Annotated in this window: 20 protein-coding genes and 1 pseudogene; 12 read left to right on the top strand and 9 right to left on the bottom strand. The window is 71.0% G+C overall.

Translation table 11 applies throughout. From position 1 onward, the window contains the following. Window positions 1-349: 349 nt before the first annotated feature. The 3 genes from BGN98_RS13915 to BGN98_RS13905 all read right to left on the bottom strand — a co-directional run bounded on the left by BGN98_RS13915 (window position 350) and on the right by BGN98_RS13905 (window position 3,012). On the bottom strand, window positions 350-1,489 hold the full coding sequence (locus tag BGN98_RS13915) for a 5-(carboxyamino)imidazole ribonucleotide synthase (RefSeq protein ID WP_288121712.1): 1,140 nt from the start codon (window positions 1,487-1,489) through the stop codon (window positions 350-352). 73 nt (window positions 1,490-1,562) lie between these two features. After that, window positions 1,563-2,141 carry a PH domain-containing protein gene (locus BGN98_RS13910; protein WP_061681808.1) on the bottom strand — a complete coding sequence of 193 codons (579 nt, stop codon included), beginning with the start codon at window positions 2,139-2,141 and terminating at the stop codon, window positions 1,563-1,565. A 91-nt stretch (window positions 2,142-2,232) separates the two neighbouring features. Beyond that, window positions 2,233-3,012: a biotin--[acetyl-CoA-carboxylase] ligase gene (locus BGN98_RS13905; RefSeq protein ID WP_288121711.1), complete on the bottom strand. Its 780-nt coding sequence runs from the start codon at window positions 3,010-3,012 to the stop codon at window positions 2,233-2,235. Between the two features lie 128 nt (window positions 3,013-3,140). On the opposite strand from BGN98_RS13905, the gene BGN98_RS13900 reads away from it, so the two are divergent. Together BGN98_RS13900 and BGN98_RS13895 are read left to right on the top strand one after the other, a co-directional pair. Continuing rightward, window positions 3,141-4,766 (top strand): acyl-CoA carboxylase subunit beta, encoded by a 1,626-nt coding sequence (locus BGN98_RS13900; RefSeq protein WP_288121710.1) that lies wholly within the window; start codon window positions 3,141-3,143, stop codon window positions 4,764-4,766. Between the two features lie 11 nt (window positions 4,767-4,777). Continuing rightward, a complete protein-coding gene (locus BGN98_RS13895) occupies window positions 4,778-5,017 on the top strand; it encodes an acyl-CoA carboxylase subunit epsilon (protein ID WP_016463398.1) in 240 nt (79 codons plus the stop codon). Window positions 5,018-5,261: 244 nt separating this feature from the next. On the opposite strand, the gene BGN98_RS13890 is transcribed toward BGN98_RS13895, so the two are convergent. From BGN98_RS13890 to BGN98_RS13875, 4 genes are all read right to left on the bottom strand, one after another. Then, entirely contained in the window at window positions 5,262-6,290 is a 1,029-nt protein-coding gene (locus BGN98_RS13890) for a hypothetical protein (protein ID WP_231477023.1), read from the bottom strand. Window positions 6,291-6,298: 8 nt separating this feature from the next. Further along, complete coding sequence (locus BGN98_RS13885) at window positions 6,299-7,537, bottom strand: sensor histidine kinase (protein WP_005048184.1); 1,239 nt, start codon at window positions 7,535-7,537, stop codon at window positions 6,299-6,301. Continuing rightward, window positions 7,527-8,195, bottom strand: a complete 669-nt coding sequence (locus BGN98_RS13880; protein ID WP_288121709.1) for a response regulator transcription factor — start codon at window positions 8,193-8,195, stop codon at window positions 7,527-7,529. The genes BGN98_RS13885 and BGN98_RS13880 overlap by 11 nt, the downstream gene beginning before the upstream one ends. A 71-nt stretch (window positions 8,196-8,266) precedes the next feature. Continuing rightward, the gene (locus tag BGN98_RS13875; RefSeq protein ID WP_036284453.1) at window positions 8,267-9,613 is read right to left on the bottom strand and encodes a class I SAM-dependent RNA methyltransferase; all 1,347 of its coding nucleotides are present in this window, start codon (window positions 9,611-9,613) and stop codon (window positions 8,267-8,269) included. 58 nt (window positions 9,614-9,671) lie between these two features. On the opposite strand from BGN98_RS13875, the gene BGN98_RS13870 reads away from it, so the two are divergent. The 3 genes from BGN98_RS13870 to BGN98_RS13860 all read left to right on the top strand — a co-directional run bounded on the left by BGN98_RS13870 (window position 9,672) and on the right by BGN98_RS13860 (window position 12,688). Continuing rightward, entirely contained in the window at window positions 9,672-10,361 is a 690-nt protein-coding gene (locus BGN98_RS13870) for a Maf family protein (protein ID WP_005048178.1), read from the top strand. A gap of 78 nt (window positions 10,362-10,439) precedes the next feature. Further along, window positions 10,440-12,236, top strand: coding sequence for an acetyl/propionyl/methylcrotonyl-CoA carboxylase subunit alpha (locus BGN98_RS13865; protein ID WP_288121708.1), 1,797 nt, complete (start codon window positions 10,440-10,442; stop codon window positions 12,234-12,236). A gap of 134 nt (window positions 12,237-12,370) precedes the next feature. Beyond that, window positions 12,371-12,688, top strand: a complete 318-nt coding sequence (locus BGN98_RS13860; protein WP_005048173.1) for a hypothetical protein — start codon at window positions 12,371-12,373, stop codon at window positions 12,686-12,688. A 36-nt stretch (window positions 12,689-12,724) separates the two neighbouring features. On the opposite strand, the gene BGN98_RS13855 is transcribed toward BGN98_RS13860, so the two are convergent. Then, on the bottom strand, window positions 12,725-14,176 hold the full coding sequence (locus tag BGN98_RS13855; protein ID WP_005048170.1) for an NAD(P)H-quinone dehydrogenase: 1,452 nt from the start codon (window positions 14,174-14,176) through the stop codon (window positions 12,725-12,727). A gap of 105 nt (window positions 14,177-14,281) precedes the next feature. On the opposite strand from BGN98_RS13855, the gene BGN98_RS13850 reads away from it, so the two are divergent. From BGN98_RS13850 to BGN98_RS13840, 3 genes are all read left to right on the top strand, one after another. Then, window positions 14,282-15,115: a purine-nucleoside phosphorylase gene (locus tag BGN98_RS13850; RefSeq protein ID WP_288121707.1), complete on the top strand. Its 834-nt coding sequence runs from the start codon at window positions 14,282-14,284 to the stop codon at window positions 15,113-15,115. 23 nt (window positions 15,116-15,138) lie between these two features. Then, window positions 15,139-16,791 carry a phospho-sugar mutase gene (locus tag BGN98_RS13845; RefSeq protein ID WP_052323066.1) on the top strand — a complete coding sequence of 551 codons (1,653 nt, stop codon included), beginning with the start codon at window positions 15,139-15,141 and terminating at the stop codon, window positions 16,789-16,791. Window positions 16,792-16,926: 135 nt separating this feature from the next. Further along, window positions 16,927-17,493: a GNAT family N-acetyltransferase gene (locus tag BGN98_RS13840; protein ID WP_005048164.1), complete on the top strand. Its 567-nt coding sequence runs from the start codon at window positions 16,927-16,929 to the stop codon at window positions 17,491-17,493. 33 nt (window positions 17,494-17,526) lie between these two features. Here the strand turns inward: BGN98_RS13840 and BGN98_RS13835 are convergent, their stop codons facing one another. Then, window positions 17,527-19,452, bottom strand: a complete 1,926-nt coding sequence (locus BGN98_RS13835; protein WP_005048162.1) for a BglG family transcription antiterminator — start codon at window positions 19,450-19,452, stop codon at window positions 17,527-17,529. A gap of 109 nt (window positions 19,453-19,561) precedes the next feature. Here BGN98_RS13835 and BGN98_RS13830 point away from each other — a divergent pair, with 109 nt between their 5' ends. The 4 genes and pseudogenes from BGN98_RS13830 to BGN98_RS13815 all read left to right on the top strand — a co-directional run. Further along, window positions 19,562-19,906: a PTS sugar transporter subunit IIB gene (locus BGN98_RS13830; protein ID WP_005048160.1), complete on the top strand. Its 345-nt coding sequence runs from the start codon at window positions 19,562-19,564 to the stop codon at window positions 19,904-19,906. Further along, window positions 19,903-20,178 (top strand): HPr family phosphocarrier protein, encoded by a 276-nt coding sequence (locus BGN98_RS13825; RefSeq protein WP_005048157.1) that lies wholly within the window; start codon window positions 19,903-19,905, stop codon window positions 20,176-20,178. Before BGN98_RS13830 ends, BGN98_RS13825 begins: the two co-directional genes overlap by 4 nt. A gap of 20 nt (window positions 20,179-20,198) precedes the next feature. Then, window positions 20,199-21,863 (top strand): phosphoenolpyruvate--protein phosphotransferase, encoded by a 1,665-nt coding sequence (gene ptsP / locus BGN98_RS13820; RefSeq protein ID WP_005048154.1) that lies wholly within the window; start codon window positions 20,199-20,201, stop codon window positions 21,861-21,863. A gap of 31 nt (window positions 21,864-21,894) precedes the next feature. Then, a pseudogene (locus BGN98_RS13815) lies at window positions 21,895-22,235 on the top strand (PTS mannitol transporter subunit IIB); the annotation flags it as partial.

Here is a 22,235-nt window from a genome sequence, read left to right as displayed (position 1 = left end):
GCCGACGAGAGGGGATGCCGAGGAATGCAGAGCGCGAGTCACCCGACCAGGCTAGGACGGCACGCTGGAAGAACCCCGCAACGCCACGCATCCCGCCCGCCGTGCACGGCGCTCCGGCCCATTGCTGCGCGCCTCGGCCCGGTCGTTGAGCGAGCGCAGCGAGTCGAAACGCCGCCACTCGCAGAAACCCCGTTTCGGCTCGGTGCTACGCACCTGGCTCAACGACCGGGAGGAACGACTCGCCGCAACTGCAAGGTGGCGCGAGCGACTCGCCGCGGCATCCACCACCACACCGGCGTGTCACCCGCCAACCCTTGCAGTTCGGAACGACGGCGGCGGGCGAGGCCGGTCAGTCGGCGAAGAACGCCGCGGCGGCACGGGCCTCATAGACGACGGCATCCACCTCGTCGCCGAAGGCGTTGACGTGGCCCACCTTCCGTCCGGGGCGCGGCGCCTTGCCGTACGTGTGCACCTTCACCGCGGGGTGCGCGGCGAGCGCGGCCGGAAAGCGGCTCTCCAGCGAATCGGTCGCGGGACCACCGAGGATGTTCACCATGACCGCCCACGGCTGACGCGGAGACGGATCACCCAGCGGCAGATCGAGCACGGCGCGCACGTGCTGCTCGAACTGCCCCGTGACGGCCCCGTCCTGGCTCCAGTGCCCGCTGTTGTGCGGTCGCATGGCGAGCTCGTTGACCAGCAGACGCTCGTCCGTGGTCTCGAACAGCTCGACCGCCAACATTCCGGTCACGCCCAGCCCTTCGGCGATGCCTGCACCGATCGACGCCGCGACCTCGGTCAGACGCGCACCGCCGCGCGGGGCCGGCGCAACCACCTCGGCGCACACGCCGCCACGCTGCACCGTCTCGACGACGGGATACGCACGCAGCTCACCGGAAGGACTCCGCGCGACCTGCTGGGCCAGTTCGCGCGAGAAGTCGACCAGCTCCTCGGCCAGCAGCGCACCGCCGTCGAACCAGTCGGCGACCTCGGCGGGGTCGCTGACGACCCGCACCCCCTTGCCGTCGTAGCCGCCTCGCGGCGTCTTGACGACCACGCGCCCGCCGTTGGCGTCGAGGAAGCGTTGCAGCCCCGCCGCGTCGGTGACGGCCGCCCATTCCGGCTGCGGCATGCCGAGCTCGGCCAGGCGCGCGCGCATCGCGAGCTTGTCCTGCGCGAACTGGAGCGCATCGGGGCCGGGGTGCACGCGGATGCCGTCGGCCACCAGCGCCCGCAGCACGTCCTGCGGAACGTGCTCGTGATCGAAGGTGACGACGTCGACGTCGCGGGCGAACGCCCGCACCGTGTCCAGGTCGCGGTAGTCGCCGGTGGCGGTCGCCGCGAGCGCGGCGGACATCCCCTCTTCTTCGGCGAGCACGCGCACGCGGACGCCGAGCTCCACCGCCGGAGCGATCATCATCCGGGCGAGCTGCCCGCCGCCCACGATGCCGAGGGTGAGTGCCATGGTGCTCCTTTTCGTCGCATCCATCTTCTCAGTTCGCGGGGCACGCGCACCCCGGCGTGCGCCCAGCGTCGATCTCGCCCGGCCGTCAGGATCGCGATCAGCGCGGCAGCGGCGGCGGGTCGCCGATGAGCGGGGCGGTGGAACCGTCCCAGTGCCCGTCGCGATGCGCGAGGATCTGGCTGACTTCCACCTGATCGGACAGGGCCTCGTGCAGCAGGCGCGCCGCGGGGACGTTGACCATACGCAGCGGCTCATCGACACCGTTCGACAGCACGAGCGTGCCGGCGCCCCACAGCCGCTGCAGCGGACCGCGACGCTCCTCGATGGTGTACCCGCGGGCGTGCAGCACTTCCCGGCGTCGACGGCCGAAGACGCCCGACTGCTCGACGACGCGGCGCGTCGTCACGGTGTAGGTGTGCGTCCACCATCGGACGTAGGGAATCACGACCAGCAGCGCGACGACGAGGCCTGCGGCGGCCCACAGCATCCAGTCCTGCAGCGGCTCCGGCAGATTTCCCGTGAAGTAGCCCGTGGCCCCGGCCACGGCGATCAGCACCAGCGCCGACCAGAACAGACCCCGCGCGTGCGCCCGCACGCGCGCGACGCGGCGCTCCGGCGCCGGCGCACCCGGCGCCGGCGCAGCGGGACGCCCGGGGTAGGCGGTGGGCGAGGTCACGAGAACATTGTGCCCGGTGGCCGGGCGAAACCGCGCATGACCGGGCCGTCGTCACGCGATCACGCCGTTGGGCGGCACCCGGGCCCGGCGCTCAGCGTACGTGCACGACGTCACCCGCGCCGACGATGCGCTCCGCACCGTCGACGGTGGCGACCACCAGCCGACCATCGGGATCGAGGCGGAGCGCGCGTCCCACGAGCGCCGTTCCCTCCGGCACGGTCACACTCACCTGAGTCCCGATCGTCGCACACCGCTCGGCGACCGTCGACGCGACGGCGTCGCCTCCGCCGACCGCCAATTCCGCGATCAGGTCCCGCAGGCCGCTGACGTAGTCGGCGAGCAGACGGTCTTCGTCGACGTCGACACCCGAGACCGCGAAAGAGGTCGCCGTCGGCACGGGCAGGTCCGCCTCCGTCATCGCCGTGTTCACCCCGGCGCCGAGAACGACGGTGTGCGGATCGGTGGGCAGGACCTCGGCGAGGATGCCGCAGATCTTGCGGCCATCGACGAGCACGTCGTTCGGCCACTTCAGGGTCACGGTGTGTCCGGGCAGCTGTGCCGCGACCGCGTCCACCATGGCCGCACCAGCGACGAGGGGGATCCAGCCGCGATCGTGCACGGCGACCGCGCCGACGCGCAGCACCACCGAGATCGCGACCGCAGAGCCCGGAGGTGTGACCCAGGTGCGATCGAGGCGCCCCCGTCCAGCTCGTTGGTCTCGGGTCACCAGCAGCGACAGGTGCGGATGACCGTCCGGATCGTCCTCCGCATCGCGGATGAGCTTCGCGTTCGTCGAATCGACGCTCTCGATGACGTGCACGCGCGGCGAGACGGCGGCGGTCAGGGGGTAGCCCTCGGTGGGAATCGACATAGCGCCACCCTACGCGCGGAGCACGCACGAGGGCAGCGGGGCGGCGTACGGCATCCCACAACCGATTCGAGATCTCGTTGTGAGCGTCCCCCAACCGACGCAGGGACGCGGTCGCTAGGGTGGAACACGTGCCAACGCAGCCAGATGCCCCCGCGCAGTCAGAGCATTCCGCGCAGCCCGATCTCTCCACGACCGCCGGCAAGATCGCCGACCTGCGCGCCCGCTACCAAGAGGCCGTCGTCGACGCCGAGGTCGTCGCCCAGCAGAAGCAGCACGCCAAGGGCAAGATGACGGCGCGCGAGCGGATCGAACTGCTCGTCGACCCCGGCACGTTCGTCGAATTCGACGAGTACGTGCGTCACCGCACGACCGCCTTCGGCATGGACCGCTCACGCCCCTACGGCGACTCCGTCGTCACCGGTGTCGGGACGATCCACGGCCGGACCGTCGCCGTCTACGCGCAGGACTTCACGACGTTCGGCGGATCGCTCGGCGAAGTGGCCGGCGACAAGATCATCAAGATCATGGAGTACGCCCTGCGCGGCGGCATGCCGATCATCGGCATCCTCGACTCCGGTGGCGCCCGCATCCAGGAGGGCGTGGTCGCTCTCGGCAAGTACGGCGAGATCTTCCGCCTCAACACCGCCGCCTCCGGTGTGATCCCGCAGATCTCGATCATCATGGGGCCTGCCGCCGGCGGCGCCGTGTACTCCCCCGCCCTCACCGACTTCGTGGTCATGGTCGACAAGACCAGTCAGATGTTCGTCACCGGTCCCGACGTCATCAAGACGGTCACCGGCGAGGACGTCGGCATGGAGGAGCTCGGCGGCGCGTACACCCACAACACGCGCTCCGGAGTCGCGCACTACCTCGCCGAGGACGAGGACGACGCGATCGACTACGTCCGCTCGATGGTGGGCTTCCTGCCCGACAACAACATGGCGGAGATCCCGGTCTACGAGAACGGTTTCGAGTGGGAGACCACCGACGCCGACCGCACCCTCAACGCGGTCGTCCCCGACTCCCCCAACCAGCCGTACGACATCCACCAGGTGATCTCGCACATCGTCGACGGCGGCGACTTCCTCGAGGTGCAGCCGCTGTTCGCGCCGAACATCGTCATCGGCCTCGGCCGCGTCGAGGGCCGCACGGTCGGCATCATCGCGAACCAGCCGTCGCAGATGGCCGGCACCCTCAACATCGAAGCCGGCGAGAAGGCCAGTCGCTTCGTGCGCTTCTGCGACGCGTTCTCCATCCCGATCCTGACCCTCGTCGACGTGCCCGGCTACCTTCCCGGCACCGACCAGGAGTGGACCGGCGTGATCCGCCGCGGTGCGAAGCTGTTGTACGCCTACGCCGAGGCGACCGTGCCGTTGGTCACCGTGATCCTGCGCAAGGCGTACGGCGGCGCGTACATCGTCATGGGCTCCAAGCAGCTGGGCGCCGACGTCAACCTCGCCTGGCCGACGGCGGAGATCGCCGTCATGGGTGGACAGGGCGCCGTCAACATCCTCTACCGCGGCGAGATCCGCAAGGCCGAGGAGGCGGGAGAAGACGTCGCCGCCGTGCGGCAGCGCCTCGCGAACGAGTACACCTACAACGTCGCGTCACCCTTCCTGGCGGCCGAGCGCGGTGAGCTCGATGGCATCATCGAGCCCGCGCAGACCCGCGTCGCGGTCGCGAAGGCGCTCCGCTCCCTGCGCGGGAAGCGGGCCAGCCTGCCCGCGAAGAAGCACGGTAACATCCCGCTATGAGCACGCCCGCGATGCCCGCGCCGGAGGCGGATCCGCCCGGCGCGGATGCCGTGCACATCGACATCCGTCGCGGAAACCCCACCGCGGAGGAGCTCGCCGCCGTCATCGCCGTCGTCACGGAGGCCTACGAGCGCGAGGCCGCGGATGCGGTCGTCGAAGACGCACCGCTGCGGTCGGCCTGGGAGGTCTCGGCGCGCGGCCTCCGGGCACCCCTGCGTCGCGATGTCGCCTGGGGACGATTCGCGGGCTGAGCCACGGTCGGTCGCTTGTCCCCCAAAATACCTACAGACACAGCTTCTTCCACCGGGAAGAATCGATATCGCTGGAACGCTTCTGCGTTCGGCCGATCTGCTTCATGAGTGGGTCGGCCCTTCGCGAGTCGGTTTTCGGGTAACCACTCGCATGGCGAGGGGCGGGCGGCTTCGCCGCCCCTCGCCTCCTCTTCTTCCAACGGTCTCGTCCCACGGCCGGGGCGGATCTTCCGCCCGCGCGCATTCATGGCCGTCGCGGAATCTCGCTCCACAGATCGACCTCGTCCTCGCCGTCATCGTCGGCCGCCGAGCGACCGACGACGGTGACGGCGACGTCGTCGTGGGTGGCGGCTCGCACGTAGACGCGGTCGGAGTCAGCCTCCGCCAGGACAGCCGCCAGCCGCGATCGAACCGCCGCCCGCTCCGCCGGCGAGAGGCCGTCGAGGCCCCCTTCGTCGAGCACGGACACCGTCGTCCCGCGTTCCCGCGCCGCCGCGAGCGCCGCACGCACATCCGCGTCGAGCAGAGCCGAGCCGCGCAGTTCGTCGCGCAGCGCCTCCTCGGCGATGCGCGCCGCGTGACGCTCGCCCTCGCTCAGCCTCCCCGACGCCTCGATCGTGCGGGTGAGCACCGGCCCGGCCAGGGCGAGGGCACGCTGCACCTGCGTGCGACGTTCGCGCCGGATACCCTCTTGGCTTGCGAGCCACTCCGACGCGGCTCGCTGGAGCGCGGCGAGCTCCGCGGTGTCGCGCGCGGCCCGATCGACGAGCCACGTCAGCAACTGAGCCACCCCCACCCAGAGCACCGCGCCGACCACACCGAGCGCCAGCGCGGCGGCCGGGCCGATCCAGAAGGCCGCTTCAGCGGCGAGGATGACGACCCCGCTCCACGCGACCCACGGGCGGCGGCGCACCATCACGATCGTCAGCAGCGCACCGATGGCTCCCAGGCTCCAGGTGCCGGCATCCGCGCCACGCGCCTCGGGTTCGACGGCGAGCCACGTCGCGTTGGGCACCAGCACCGCCGCGGCGAGCGCGAGCACCGCGGCCCCGGCGGGCAGTACCGGACTGCGCCCGAGGTCGCCGGTGATGGGATCGCGCCGCGTCGGCAGGGCGCCGGAGCTCCAGAAGACGCAGATCCACGTCGTCGCCAGATACAACGCCCCCGCGCTGACCACGACCAGCGGCATCTGCGCCGCGGCCGTCCAGACGAGACCGCCGATCGCGAGATAGGTCGTGAACGCGATCGCCAACGCCGACAGGGTGGCATGCACGCGGAAATTCATCGGGGGAACTCCCAGTCGAGCACCACGAGCGTCCCACCCGTCCCCGTCCGCACGCGCGCACGGCCGCCCACAGCCGCCACGCGCGCGACGATCGAACCGCGGATGCCCAGACGATCATCGGGGATGCCCGCTGGATCGAAGCCGGGGCCCCGATCGATCACCTGAACCCGCAGACGCTGCCTGTCGGCCCGTAACCCCACGCGCAGGCCTTCGCCGTGCGCGTGGACGATGGCGTTGGACACCGCCTGAGTGGCGGCGAGCACGACGGCGCGCGCGACGCGCCCCGGAACGGTCGGGGCAGCCGCATCGATATCGGCCGCGACAGCCGCATTCGCGTCCAGATCGGCGACGACTCTCTCGAGGGCTGCGGCGATCGCCGTCACAGCGACCGGCTCGTCGGGCCCCTCCCCGGCGTCCTGATCGGTGTTGGCGAGCCGGGTCAGCGCCTCGCGCGCCATCGCGGTCGCCAGTGCTTCCTCCCGCGGGGTGCGCGCTCGCTCGGCCGCGATCAACGCCGCCAGCACGCTGTCGTGCATGAGCGCGGCGACAGCGACCCGCTCGGTCTCGGCGGCGTTGTTGGCGGCGGCGACGGCGTAGGAGGCGACAGCGTCGCTGCGCGCCTGATCGATACCCACCGCCACGCCACGCAACAGACGTCCCAGGGTGATCACCACGGCTGCCAGGATCGCGGCGAACACCGTGTCGCGTGCGACGTCGACGGCGTCAGAGGACGGCCCGCCGAGCTGGGCCAGCCGGGAGATCGCATACAGGATCGGGATCAGGGCCGCCCACGCGATCTGCAGCGGAAGGCCGAAGGCGAGCACCGCCGCGGAGGTGCCCACGTTGAGCAGATACCAGATCCAGGGCGCACCGTCCGCGGCATCCGCACGAGCGTAGGTGACGAGGGGCCAGCAGAGCAGGACGATCGGGAAGACGACCGCGAAGATCCCGGCGACCGTGCGCACCCCCACGCCGGCGACGGATGCCGCGACCATCATGGCGAGCGGAATGAAGACGACAAGCAGAAGCGGCAGGTGCGCGGGCGGTGCCTCCTGCCGCGAGCCCAGCGCATTGAGAAAGGCCTGCGTGCCCAGCACCGCGCACCCCAGGGCGACGACGATGCGGATGATCCGCTCCACCCTCGCTTGTGTGAACCGCTCCGCACCCGCGGCGATGTCGCCGAGGGGACGGCGAACCGCCGGGTCGACGGCGATCGGCAGGGGCTCAGTCGTCACCGCGGGTCGCTCCGGCGTGGCCGGGCATGAGACCATCCTCCATCGCCCGGCGGAGCAGATCGACCTTCGTGGGGGCGGGGCGGCCGACCTCGACGTACTTCGTACGCACGCGCGTGATGTTCTCCTTCGCCGTGGAGTAGGCGATGCCGAGCCGGTCGGCGACGGCCTTCAACGGCAGGCCCGCGGCATACAGTCGGAGGACATCGCGTTCACGGTTGGACAGCTGCGCGTCGGCGAACGCACGGTCACCGTCGACGGCACTTGCCCACTCGACGTTGTCCAGGGCGTCTCCGCGGGCCACGGTGCGGATGGCGGCGAGGACGTCATCGATGCGAGACGCCTTGCTGATCACACCGGCGGCTCCGGCCGCCAGCGCCTCCCGCACCGCGCCGGGGCGATCGGCGACGCTGTGGATGAGCACCGGCGACCCGTCGGCGATGATGCTGGTGACATTCTCGGTGACCGTCGTGCCGTCGCCGAGCGTGAGGTCGAGCACGACGATGTCGACCGGCGCCGCTCCCGATCGCTGACGCCACTCGAGATAGGCCCTCACGCTACTGCCGGAGAAGACGACCTCTTTGGTCATGGCACGCGCGCACGCCGCCTCGAGCCCGAGGCGCACGGACTCGTGGTCATCGATGAGGGCGACGCGGGTCATGTCTTCAGCCTAACGAGGCCACTCGAAGGCCCACATCCGACGAAGGAGTGAGGTTCGGGCGGCCCCCGGCGTCACGGTTCGCGCTGCAGGAGCGCCACGGCTTCCACGTGGTGCGAGTGCGGAAACAGGTCGAAAGCCTCGATGCGGCGGACGCCATACCCGCGTTCCCGGAACGCTCCGACATCCCGGGCCAGCGCCACCGGATCGCACGCCACATAGACGACGGATGCCGGTGCGAGCGCCGCGACCGCGTCGACGACCTCCCGCCCCGCGCCGGCGCGCGGTGGGTCGAGCAGCGTGACGCCGCGACCGAGGCGCCCGCGCTCCGCCGCGCTCGCCTGGGCGTGCAACCGCGCGAGGAACCGATCGGCGCGGGCGGTCTCGGCGCGCGCTCCCACCCAGTCGGCGAGGTTCTCCCCCGCATGCTCGGTCGCCCGCGGGTCGGATTCGACCGTGGTGATGCGGGTGGCGGGGCCCCCGAGGGTGCCGAGGGTCGCGGCGAACAGGCCGACACCGCCGTACAGGTCGAGGTGCTGCGCCTCGGGATCGACGCCGTCGGCGTCGGCGAGCAGATCGGCCACGGTGCGGGTCAGGGTGTGCGCGGCGAGGCGGTGCACCTGCCAGAACCCACCCGCGTCGAGCCGGAACGAACGCCCGTCCACGTCCTCGGTGATGATCTCGTGCGCCGCGGCATCCCCTCCCGCACGTGGCGGCGTGCCGCGCCGCGGACCGCCGCCACGGCGGCCCGATCCGGCCCGCACGGGGGTCGAGGCCTCGGGGCGGGGCACGATGCGCACACGGCCGTCGGCGGGCTGGACGAGATCGACCCGGCCTGAGGGAGCCGACAGCGCACGCGCCGCGCGCTGGATCTCGGCCGTAGCGAGAGGCAGCTCCTCCACCTCGATCACGCGGTGGCTGCGGGCCGCGTACGGGCCGACCCGACCGTCGCCGTCGACGTGGAGGCTCACGCGTGTTCGCCAACCGGTCGCGTCGGCGGACTCCTCGGCGACGACCTCTCCCTGCTCCGAGAGGAGAGGACGCGCACCGCGAATGGCCACCGACGGGAGCTCGAGACCGCCGAAGCGCTCGAGGGCGTCACGCAGCACCTGGAGCTTCAGCTCGCGCTGGTACGCCAGCGCGATATGGCCGAAGTCCGCCCCGCCGGGGCGCCGATCGGGGTCGATCTGGACATCGGCGGCCGCCCAGACGTGCGAACGCCGATGCGGCGAGGCATCGAGCACCTCGACGACGGCGCCGCGCCAGAACGACGACTTCGCGGTCTCGGTCAGCCGCACCCGGACGCGTTCCCCGGGAACCGCATCGGAGACGAACACGACCCGCCCCTCATGACGTGCGATGAACACGCCACCATGGGCCACATCGGTGATGTCGAGGTCGAGGAGGTCTCCGGGGTTCATCCTTCGATGCTGTCACGGATCGCCGACCCCGCACGCGACGGACCGTACGCTGGACGGCATGCGCGTGTGCCTCGCCTCCACTTCGCCCGCCCGCCTCATGCTCATGCGCCAGGCGGGCATCGAGCCGCTGCTGCGTGCGCCTGACGTCGACGAGGAGGCCGTCATCGACGAGGTGCAGGAGCGGGAGGCGCGCATCCTGCCTCCTGACGAGCACGTTCTGCTGCTCGCGCGACGCAAAGCCGCCGACGTCGCGGTCTCCCTCGTGCGCGATCTGCCCGACTTCGACGGAGTCGTCGTCGGCGGCGACTCCATGTTCGAGATCGACGGTCAGGTGCTCGGCAAGCCGCTGCGACCCGAGATTGCCGTGGCGCGGTGGGAGCAGATGCGAGGCAAGACGGGCGTGCTGCACTCCGGCCACAGCGTCATCCGGGTCCGCCCCGGACAGCCGGCGCGCGAAGAGCACGCCGTGGCCGCCGCCGCGGTCACGTTCGTCTCGGACATCTCGGATGCCGAGATCGCCGCGTATGTCGCGACCGGCGAGCCGTTGCAGGTGGCCGGAGCGTTCACGGTGGACAGCCTGGGCGGGCCCTTCATCGAGCGCGTCGACGGCGATCCGTCCACGGTGGTGGGCATGTCGCTGTCGACGGTGCGCCGCCTGTGCAACGCGCTCGGCATCGCCTGGACCGATCTGTGGAGGTCGGCCCCCTCCCGATCGGGCAGCGCGCCGGACGACGGCGCGTCTTCGTAGGCTCTCACACACGAATCGCCGACGATCTTGTGCGGGTGATCCAAAGGAGCATGCTCTCCCGTGGGTAGGCTGGCATCCATGCCACGCTCACTGGACCTGACGTCCCCGCGCCCGCAGATCACGAAAGTGCTCGTCGCGAACCGCGGAGAGATCGCGGTCCGAGTGATCCGCGCCGCCCGCGACTCGGGGAAGGCGTCGGTGGCGGTCTACGCCGACCAGGACCGCGACGCCATGCACGCCAAGCTCGCCGACGAGGCGTACGCGCTCGAGGGCGCCACGAGCGCCGACACCTACCTGTCGATCGAGAAGATCCTCTCGGTCGCCCGCCGCTCCGGCGCCGACGCGGTGCACCCCGGTTACGGCTTTCTCGCGGAGAATGCGGAGTTCGCTCGCGCCGTCACCGCCGCCGGCATGATCTGGATCGGCCCGTCGCCCGAGGCGATCGAGGCTCTGGGCGACAAGGTCACGGCCCGCCACGTCGCCGAGAAGGTGGGCGCTCCCCTGGCCCCGGGCACCCCGGGGCCGGTCGCCGGGGCCGATGAGGTCGTCGCCTTCGCCGAGCAGGTGGGCCTTCCCATCGCGATCAAGGCCGCCTACGGCGGCGGCGGACGCGGTCTCAAGGTCGCCCGCGAGCTCGACGAGGTCGCCGAGCTGTTCGAGTCGGCCACCCGCGAGGCGGTCGCGGCCTTCGGTCGCGGCGAGTGCTTCGTGGAGAAGTACCTCGACAAGCCGCGCCACGTCGAGACGCAGTGCCTCGCGGATGCCGAGGGCAACGTCGTCGTCGTGTCGACGCGCGACTGCTCGCTGCAGCGACGCCATCAGAAGCTCGTCGAGGAGGCGCCCGCGCCGTTTTTGACCGATGCGCAGAAGGAGACGCTCTACGCATCGTCGAAGGCGATCCTCCGCGAGGTCGGGTACGTCGGGGCGGGCACGTGCGAGTTCCTCATCGGCGCCGACGGCACGATCTCGTTCCTCGAAGTGAACACCCGCCTGCAGGTCGAGCACCCCGTCTCCGAGGAGGTCACCGGCATCGACCTGGGGCGCGAGCAGTTCCGTCTCGCCGAGGGCGGCAGCCTCGACTACGACGACCCCGAGCCGCTCGGCCACTCGATCGAGTTCCGCATCAACGGCGAAGACCCGGGCCGCGGGTTCCTTCCCCAACCCGGACGCATCCACCAGTTCAAGACGTTCGGCGGCCCCGGCATCCGCCTGGACTCCGGTGTCACCGCGGGCGACAGCGTCTCCGGCGCGTTCGACTCACTGCTGGGCAAGCTCATCGTCACCGGCCGCGATCGCGCCGAGGCGCTGGAGCGCTCGCGTCGCGCCCTCGACGAGTTCGAGGTCGCGGGCATGCCGACCGTGCTGCCCTTCCACCGCAAGGTCGTTCGCGACCCTGCGTTCACCGCGGAAGACGGTCACTTCGGCGTGTTCACGCGCTGGATCGAGACCGAGTTCGTCAACGACATCGCGCCGTGGGACGGCGAAGCCGAAGCCCCGGCCGGCGCCGAGCCGCGCCATACCGTTGTCGTCGAGGTGTCGGGCAAGCGCCTCGAGGTGAGCCTGCCGGACCGCATCGCGGCGGCCCCGGCCAAGATCGGTCGCCCCGTGGCGGCGCCGCCCTCGCGCCGCTCGCACGCACCCTCGGCGGTCGCCGGTGCGTCCGGCGACGCGGTCAAGTCGCCGATGCAGGCCACCGTGGTCAAGGTCGCCGTCGAAGAAGGCCAGTCGGTGGTCAAGGGCGACCTGGTCGTCGTCCTGGAGGCCATGAAGATGGAGCAGCCCATCCCCGCCCACAAGGACGGTGTCGTGGGCGCCATCAACGCCGACCCGGGCACGACCGTCTCTGCCGGCCACCAGCTGCTCACGATCTCCTGATCACGCGTCCGGCCCGCTCACGTCCGATCCTGGCGACGGGCGCGGCCTGCCTCCTGGCTCTCACCCTGGCCGGATGCAGCACCGGCCCGTCGGATGCCGACCGCGCGGCGTGGACCGCATGGTCGACCGCGATCGTGGGCACGACCCCGAACACGGCCGCGAGCGCCCCGATCACAGCCTCCGCCGCGGGCGGCGTCACTCTCGAGTTCTCCCCCGCGACGGCGTTTCGCGCCGTGGAGCTGCGCTGCATCGGCGCCGCGCGCGCCGAGTTCGCGCTCACCTACGTCGCGGGAAGCTCGACCGTGGGGACGCAGCAGGACATCGTCTGTCAGAACGGCGCCCTGCGCACCCCCATCGCCATTCCCACCGCGATGCAGAACCTCACCTCGTTCACCGTCTCGGCAACCTCGTCGGACGGCGAAGGTGTTTGGACCGCGCAGCTCCAGCGGTAAGAGGCGCGCGCACGCGCGAGCCGGCGGCGAGAGCGCTCAGCCGAAGAAGTCGTCGTCGCGGTTGACGAGGTGCATCGCGCGGGTCGCGTCCGTGATCGACGCGCTGAGCGAGGGGAAGACGGCGAACACGCGCGAGACCTGATCCACGGTCAGCCGACGCTCGACGGCGATCGCGATCGGGTAGATGAGCTCGGAGGCACGCGGGGCGACGATCACGCCACCGATGACGGTGCCGCTGCCCTCGCGCGCGATGATCTTGACGAAGCCGTCGGTGATGCCCATCATCTTCGCGCGGGCGTTCGCCGCGAGGGGCAGCTTGTAGACATAGCCGTTGATGGCGCCCGTCTCGAGGTCCTTCTCCTGACGGCCGACGGTGGCGATCTCGGGCGCCGTGAAGATGTTCGCGGTGATGCGGCGACGCTCCAGCGGGATGACGGTGTCGCCGAGCGCGTGGAAGATCGCGGTGCGCCCCTGCATGGCGGCCACTGAGGCCAGCGGAACGAAGGTCGTGCAGTCGCCGGCGGCGTAGATGTTCGGCACCGAGGTGCGGGCGACGCGATTGACGCGGATGTGACCCGACGCGGTCAGCTGCACGCCGGCATCCTCGAGTCCGATACCCGAGGTGTTCGGGATCGAGCCGACGGCGAGCAGGCAGTGGCTGCCCTCGACCGTACGGCCGTCCGAGAGCGAGACGACGACACCGTCGGCGGTGCGCTCGACCCCCTCGGCGCGCGACTTCGACATCACCGTCATGCCGCCCCGGGTGAAGACCTTCTCAAGGACCGCGGCGGCGTCGGCGTCCTCGCCCGGGAGCACCTGATCGCGGCTGGAGATGAGCGTCACCTTGGCGCCCAGGTTCATGTAGGCAGAGGCGAACTCGGCACCGGTGACGCCGGAGCCGACGACGATGAGGTGCTCGGGAAGCGCCTTCATGTCGTAGAGCTGCGTCCACGTGAGGATCCGCTCTCCGTCGGGGCGGGCGGTGGGCAGCTCGCGGGGCGAGGCGCCGACCGCGACGACCAGGGTGTCGGCCTCCACGCGATCGAAATCGGTTCCGCCGGGGCCGGTGGCCACGACGATCGCGTGATGGCCGTCCAGACGCCCGTGTCCGGAGATGATGCGCACACCGGCATCGACCAGCTGCGCGCGCATGTCATCGGACTGCTGGCGAGCGAGCGAGAGCAGGCGCTTGTTGACCGCGGCGAGGTTGATCGCGACCTCGGGCTTGAGCGCGACACCGCTCTCCCCCTTCGCGAAGAACTGCACGCCGAGGTCGGAGGCCTCCGAGATGGCGACCGCAGCATCCGCCGTCGCAATAAGGCTCTTGGAGGGGACGACATCGGTGATCACAGCCGCGCCGCCCACGCCCGCACGCTCCACGAGGGTGACGTCCGCGCCGAGCTGTGCCGCCGCGAGCGCCGCTTCATAGCCTCCGGGACCGCCCCCGAGGACGGCGACCGACTGGGTGTTCACGAAGCTCGAGGACATTGCTCCATTCTCTCAGGCCCCCGCCGCCACTCGTGCCGCCGTCCACGCACACGGACTCACGCGCCGCGAGTGGCCCGCCGAGGCCGCGGTTCCTAGAGTGGGAGCATGTCCGACATGAACACCCATCCGCTCGACGACCCCTCCGCCGACCCGTTCGAGATGGCCGCGCGCGCCGCCGCCGATATCGCACGCCTGACCGGCGTCGAACGGCACGACATCGCCCTCACGCTCGGCAGCGGCTGGGGCAAGGCCGCCGACCTCGTCGGCGAGACGACCGCGACCATTCCCGCGACCGAGGTCACCGGCTTCAGCGCGCCCGCGCTGGCCGGCCATGTCGGCTCAATCCGCAGCATCGTCACCCCCGAGGGAAAGCGCGTGCTCGTGATCGGCGCCCGCACGCACTACTACGAGGGACACGGTGTGCGCCGGGTCGTCCACAGCGTGCGCACGGCCGCCGCCACGGGGGCCTCGACGATGGTGCTCACCAACGGCGCCGGCGGCATCAAGGAGACGTGGACGCCGGGAACCCCCGTGCTCATCAGCGACCACATCAACCTGACGGCCGATTCGCCGCTGGAGGGCGCGACGTTCATCGACCTCACCGACCTGTACTCCTCGCGTCTGCGCGAGCTCGCCCGCACGGTCGATCCGACGCTCGACGAAGGGGTGTACTGCCAGTTCCGCGGCCCCCACTACGAGACCCCGGCGGAGGTGCAGATGGCCAAGGCGATCGGCGGCCACATCGTCGGCATGTCGACGGCACTCGAGGCGATCGCCGCCCGCCAGGCCGGGATGGAGGTGCTCGGCTTCTCCCTCATCACCAACCTCGCCGCCGGCATCCAGAAGAGCCCGCTCAGTCACGCCGAGGTGATCGAGGCCGGCCAGGCCGCCGAGCCCGTGATCTCCGCACTGCTGGCCCGCGTGATCGGACAGCTGTGAGCGGCGCGGATGCCGCCGGGACGATGCTCGATGCGGCGCGCGCCTGGCTCGCGCAGGATCCCGATGAGCTGACACGCGCGGAGCTGACCGCCATCGTGGATGCCGCAGCGGACGGCGATGAGGCGGCATCCGCCGAGCTCGCCGACCGTTTCGGCGCCCGCCTGCAGTTCGGCACCGCGGGTCTGCGCGGACGCCTCGGAGCGGGCAGCAACCGCATGAACCGGGTGCTGGTGTCTCAGGCCGCCGCGGGCTTCGCCGCCTATCTGCGTGAAAAGGCGGCGCCGGGAACGACGCCGCTCGTGGTCGTCGGCTACGACGGCCGCCGCAACTCGGACGTGTTCGCCCGCGACTCGGCGGAGCTGTTCGCCGGCGCGGGCCTGCGCGCGGTGCTGCTTCCGCGGATGCTCCCCACCCCGGTGTTGGCCTTCGCGGTGCGCCATCTCGACGCCGCCGCTGGCGTCATGGTGACGGCGTCGCACAACCCGCCGGACGACAACGGCTACAAGGTGTACCTCGGCGGCGCCGATGCCGGGTCGCAGATCGTCTCCCCCGCCGACGCCGAGATCGCGGCGCACATCGACCGCGTCGCGGCAACCTCGCTCGTTCCGGATCTCGCTCGCGCCGCGTACGAGATCGCCGACGAGTCCTTGATCTCCGCCTACGTCGCCGCTACCGCGGCCGTCGCCCCCGCCACCGCGGGCGCGGCCGGCATGAACTGGGTGTACACAGCCATGCACGGCGTGGGCTCCGAGACCCTGCACGCGATCCTCGACCTCGCCGGCTACCCCCGACCCCGCGTCGTGGAGGCGCAGATCGCGCCCGACGGACGCTTCCCGACCGTGGCCTTCCCCAATCCGGAGGAGCCGGGGGCGATGGATCTCGCGTTCGAGACGGCTCGCGCGGTCGGTGCCGACTTCGTGATCGCCAACGACCCCGACGCCGATCGACTGGCCGTCGCCCTGCCAGATGAGACCGCCCCCGGCGGCTGGCGCCGCCTGACCGGAAACGAGATCGGGCTGCTACTGGGCTGGCGTGCCGCGGCGCGGGCCGGAGAACGGGGTGAGACGGGGTCGCTGGCCTGCTCGTTGGTGTCCTCCCCGGGCCTGCAGACTGTCGCCGAGCACTACGGGCTCGACTTCCACGCGACGCTGACGGGCTTCAAGTGGATCTCGCGCGCGCCCGGCATCCTGTACGGCTTCGAGGAGGCCCTCGGGTACCTGGTCAACCCGGAGACGGTGCGCGACAAGGACGGCATCTCCGCCGCCGTGGCGATTCTCGGAATGATCGCCGACGCGCGTGAGCGCGGTGAGAGCCTCGCCGATCTGCTGCGGGGGTTCCAGGAGACGTTCGGCTTCTTCGCATCGGGTCAGGTCTCGCTGCGCGTCGACGACCTGTCGGTGATCGGGCGCATCATGTCGGCGCTCCGCCAGGCTCCGCCCGCTCGGGTGGGCGCGGTCGCGGTGACCGGCATCGACGACCTTCTCACCGGCGCCGGCGGCGTGCCGGCCAGCGACGTCCTGCGGCTGTGGCTGGAGGACGGGTCGCGTCTGATCGTGCGCCCGAGCGGCACCGAGCCCAAGCTCAAGGCGTACCTGGACGTGCGCGGCTCATCGGCCGCAGACGCGCAGGAACGGCTCGCCGCCCTGGATGCCGCCACCCGCACCCTCCTCCTCTGACCCCCCTCGCCTCTCACCCCGCCGAGTCGCCACGTTTCGACCGAGCCGCCACGAAGCTGCGCGGCGAATCGTGGCGGCTCGGTCGCATGATGGCGGCTCGGGGAAGGGGAAAGAGCACGCGGATAGGGTGGGGGCGTGCTGCTGACCGATCCTGTCGTCCTCGAGAACGAGCATGTGCGGCTGGAGCCGCTGCGGGCGGACCACGCCGGCGAGCTGCAACGTGCCCGCGAGGGGCTGCAGTACGCCTGGTACACCTCGGTTCCGTCAGACGCGAGCGCAGACATCATCCACCGGCTCGCCGAACGCGACGGCGGGCGCATGAACCCGTTCGCCGTCGTGGTCGGCGGCGTGGCCGTGGGGATGACGACGTTCTGCACCATCGACCTGGACAGTCCGCGGGTGGAGATCGGCTACACGTGGTTGTCGCCGACGGTGCAGCGCACCGGTGTGAACACGGCCGCCAAGCTCCTGCTGCTGGGGCACGCGTTCGAGCAGTGCCACGTGATCGCGGTGCAGTTCTGCACGCACTGGCACAACCGTCAGTCGCGGGCCGCGATCGAGCGCCTCGGCGCAAAGCAGGACGGCGTGCTCCGCAACCATCGGGTCGGCCCCGACGGCACGCTGCGCGACACCGTCGTGTACTCGATCCTCCCGCACGAGTGGCCGACGGTGAAGCAGGGCCTGCGGGCCCGGCTGCGCTGAGCGGATACCGTGTGCGGCGTGGCTCCGGTTGCCTCAGCCGTCGACGACGGCCACGAGTTCGTCGAGGAAGGGTCCGAAAGACGTGCCGCGGCGGACGATCCGCTGCACGCTGTCGCGTTCGCTGAACACTTCGACCAGCTGCTCGAACACCGTCTGGAACGCTTCGCGATCGCTCTCGGAGAAGGCCACCATCGCGATCACCTGCACGCGCCCTTCGCCCCAGGCCATGGACGGGTCGGCGATGCCCACGGCGATCGCCGTGCGCGCCGCGGTCATCCCGATCGCGTGGGGCACCGCGAGCGCGTCGGTGAAGGCGGTCGATGACAGCCGTTCGCGCTCGAGCGTGCGCTGGACGTACCCCTCATCGATGACGCCCAGCGCGACGAGTCGGGCTCCGAGGTCGCGGATGACGCTCTCCTCGTCGGCATCCGCGGCAACGCGCCCGATGAAGGCGTCGGCGGAGAAGTAGCGGCCGAGCTCATCGCGCAGTCGCGCCAAGCGGCGCGCACGGCGCACGCGTCCGGCCGCCGCCTGCACCCGCTCGATGTCGCTCTCCGTGAGGAAGGGCTGGATGCGCACGATGCCGTCACCGGTGAAGGGCGGGTCGATCGTCGTGAGGATCAGATCGGTCTCGATCGCCCGCCAGTCGGGGTCGGCCCGTGTGTCGACGCCGACGACGTCGACCGCCTGTCCGAGCGAGCGGTCCACGCTCGATCGCAGCAGTTCATGCAGTTCGTAGTACCCGGGGCACACGATCGTCGCGGTCAACACCGTGCCGGCGTGACGGCTCCGTTCCAGCTGGCCGCCGACGTGCATCGCGATGTAGGCGATCTCGTCGTCCAGGAGCGGGATGCCGAGAAGCCCCCGCAGCCCGTCGGCGATGAACACCGCGACCTCGAAGATCATCGGGTAGGTCGCCTTCAGCGAGCGGGTGAGGGGGTTGCGCGACCACGCCTGCTCCTGTGCGCGCAGCCGCAGGTTCTGCACGTGGAGGGCGAGACGCAGCACGAAATCCTCGTGCTCGATATCGACGAGGAACTCGGATGCCGCACGGTGCACGACGTCGCGCACCGCCGCCTCGACCTCGGGCTGCAGACCCGCTCGTGTCACCGACGCGGCCTCACCGGGACCGGGCGCGACGACGCGGCCGAGGACGAGCGCGGAGAGGTGGCGCCGGTCGCCCGCCCCCAGGCGAACCCCCAGATGGCGCTCACAGAGCGTGTCCAGCAGCGTCCCCACCTGCTCCTGAGCGGGCGTCGTGCTCTCCAGCGCCGTCGTCTCCAGCGCACGGTCGTGGGCGACGCGGTCGGCGGTGATGGCGACGTGCATCATCACATCGCCGATACCGAACTCGTTGACGAAGTAGCCGAGCTCGCGCAGACCCGAAACGAGATCGGCTTTGAACGGGCCGAAGACCGCTTCGCCGATCGATCCCGCGCCGAGGCTGCGCCGGAGGGCATCGAGGTCGAACGCGCCGTCGTCCGTCTCGTCGTGGGCAAGCCGGCTCAGCAGGCGACGCTGTGCCATCTCCGTGCCCTTCAGCCGCGCGCGCGATCCGCTGCGCTCCAGCGTGAGCTCGGTGTCGCCCAGCAGCGCACGGACCCGGCCCAGGTCTCCCTCGAGGGTCGCCGGACTGACGTGGAAGTCCTCGGCGGTCTCGAAGACGTCGATGCCCTCGCGGCCCGACAGCAGTCGACGCACGAGCCGGTGCACGCGCTCCCGCGGTGTCGCGGCATCCGCTCCGGCGCGCAGCGCTGCGGGCGCATCCGCACCCGCGCGATACCCGAGCGGACCGGACTCCACGACGACGCCCCGCGGCACGCGGGCGTTGAGCGCGGTGACGTAGCTGCGGATGCTGCGCGGCGTCACTCCGACGATGTCGGCGAGCTCGGCGGCCGTAAGCCAGTCATCCTCGCGCGCGAGCAGAGCGATGACCCGGTCCTGGCGCGCTCTGCTCATATCCACCAGTCAACCACGCCCATCGCGGGGTGTTTCCGCCCCCGCGGAAACAGGTGTGGTTGTCGCCTCCCAGCGCTTTCACAAGAATGGCGGAGAAGGAGGCGGATCGATGAGGATCCTCGTTGTGTGCGGCGCGGGAGCGTCGAGCACGTTCGTCGCGCAGCGTGTTCGTCACGCGGCGCAGGCGGCCGAGCGTGAGCTCAGTGCCGTCGCCGGCACCGAGCAGTCGCTCCCGATCGACATCGATGCCGCAGACGTGGTGCTCGTGGGTCCCCACCTGCAGAGCAGCCTGGATCGCATCCGTCGCGAAGCGGCGCCGCGTCTCGTACGCGTGATCCTCCTTCCGCCCGACATCTACAGCGATCTCCACGGCACGCGCACCCTCGCGCTGATCGACGAGACCCTGAGGACAGACCCCGACATGCCCGCTTCGACGGAGAGGAACCCCGCATGAGCTCTGTGTCCCGCACGATCCGCATCGGATCGTCCAACGGATTGCACGCCCGCCCCGCGAAGCTCTTCGCCCAGGGCGTGAAGGACTCCGGCCTGGAGGTCACGATCTCCAAAGGCGCGGGTGCACCGGTCAACGCCGCCAGCATCCTGGGCGTCATCTCCCTCGGAGCGGAGAAGGGCGACTACGTCACCCTCACCGCGGAAGGCGAGAACGCCAACGCCGTGCTCGACGTACTCGCCGAGCTGCTCACGACCGACCACGACGACAACTGAACCGAAAGAGAGACCCGAAGATGAGTGAACTGCGTGGAGTGGGTATCGGACTGGGCGTCGCCCAGGGTCCCGTGGCCCGTATGGCCGACCCGCTGCCCGCCCCCTCGGACGTACCCAGCACGCTGACGCCCGACGAGGAGCTGGCCCGCGTGCGCGCGGCGGTCTCCGCCGTCGCCCGTGAGCTCGAGGAGCGCGGCTCGAAGGCCGGAGGTCTCGCCCGCGACGTCCTGGAGGCCCAGGCGATGATGGCCGAGGACCCCACACTCGACACCGAGGTCTCCACGCGCGTGAACGCCGGCAAGACCGGCGAGTATGCCGTACACGAGGCGTTCGCGAGTTTCCGCGACACCCTGGCCGCGATGGGCGGCTATCTCGGGGAGCGCGCCGCCGACCTCGACGACGTCGCCCAGCGCGTCATCGCACGCCTGCGCGGCCTGCCCGCCCCGGGCGTGCCCGACCCCGGTCACCCGTTCGTGCTCGTCGCGAAGGACCTCGCCCCCGCCGACACCGCCCTGCTCGACCTCGACCAGGTGCTCGCGCTCATCACGACCGACGGCGGGCCGACCTCGCACACCGCGATCCTGGCGCGCGAGAAGTCCATCGTCGCCATCGTCGGCGCCGCCGCCGCGAAGGACCTCACCGACGGGCAGACGGTCATCGTGGATGCCGCGAAGGGTGTCGTGACCGTCGACCCCACCGAGGACGAGCTCGCCCAGGCCCACAACCGCGCCGCCGACCGTGCCGCCGCGGCATCCGCCCCGCTCACCCCGGGTGCACTGAAGGACGGCTCCGCCGTGCCGCTGCTGGCCAACCTCGGCAAGCCGGGCGGCGCCGCCGAGGCGGTCGAGCTGGGCGCCGAGGGCGTCGGACTCTTCCGCACCGAGTTCCTCTTCCTGTCGGCCACGCAGGCACCGACCGTCGACGAGCAGACCGCGTCGTACACCGAGCTGCTGAAGGCGTTCCCCGGCAAGAAGGTCGTCGTCCGCGCTCTCGACGCCGGGGCGGACAAGCCCCTCGCCTTCCTCAACGACGCGCACGAAGACAACCCCGCCCTGGGCCTTCGGGGCCTGCGCGCCCTCCGCGCCAGCGAGGACATCCTGCGCGAGCAGCTCACCGCGCTCGCGAACGCGGACGCCGCGACCGAGGCCGACCTCTGGGTCATGGCGCCGATGGTCGCCACCGTCGAGGAAGCGGACTACTTCGTGACGCTCGCGAAGGAGTACGGCATCAAGACCGCCGGCGTCATGGTCGAGGTCCCCTCGTCCGCGATCCAGGCGAAGCGCATCCTCCAGATCGCGGACTTCGCCTCGATCGGCACGAACGACCTCACGCAGTACACGCTCGCCGCCGACCGTCTGCTCGGCTCGGTCGCGTCGTATCAGGACCCGTGGCATCCCGCGGTCCTGGAGCTGATCAAGATGACCGCCTCCGGCGGCAAGGCCAACGGCAAGCCGGTCGGCATCTGCGGCGAGGCCGCCGCCGACCCGCTGCTGGCCGTCGTGCTCGTGGGCCTCGGCGCGACGACGCTGTCGATGGCTCCCACGGCCCTCGCGGACGTGCGCGCCTCGCTTCTGCAGTACACCCGCGAGGATGCCGAGCGCATCGCCGCGGCCGCTCTTGCCGCCGATGACGCGGCATCCGCACGATCGGCGGCTCAGGCCGCCGCTGAGAACCTCGCCGGCTGACGGCGCGGCACATTCGAAGGGAACGAAGACAATGACAACGGCGTCCACGACATCGACGGGGGTGAACCGCGCACGCGTCGGCGTGCAGAGGTTCGGCACCTTCCTGTCCGGCATGATCATGCCGAACATCGCGGCCTTTATCGCCTGGGGCTTCATCACGATGCTCTTCATCACGAAGGGCTTCTTCGGCGCGGAGAGCCCGTTCGGGTGGCACTGGTCTCCCGTCGCGGAGATCATCGGTGGCGGCGGAAACGCGGCGGACATCGGCTGGAACGGCGCGATGACGGCGCTGGCGAGCGGCGATGCGGGCAACTTTGCGGCCTACGTCGGCCTCGTCGGCCCGATGGTCACCTATCTGTTGCCGCTGCTGAT

Origin of the sequence: Microbacterium sp. 69-7 (genome assembly GCF_001897985.1) — a bacterium.
GTDB classification, from domain to species: domain Bacteria; phylum Actinomycetota; class Actinomycetes; order Actinomycetales; family Microbacteriaceae; genus Microbacterium; species Microbacterium laevaniformans.
The sequence above is the reverse complement of the archived record's forward strand: the minus strand, read 5'-3'. Positions and strand labels throughout refer to the sequence as shown.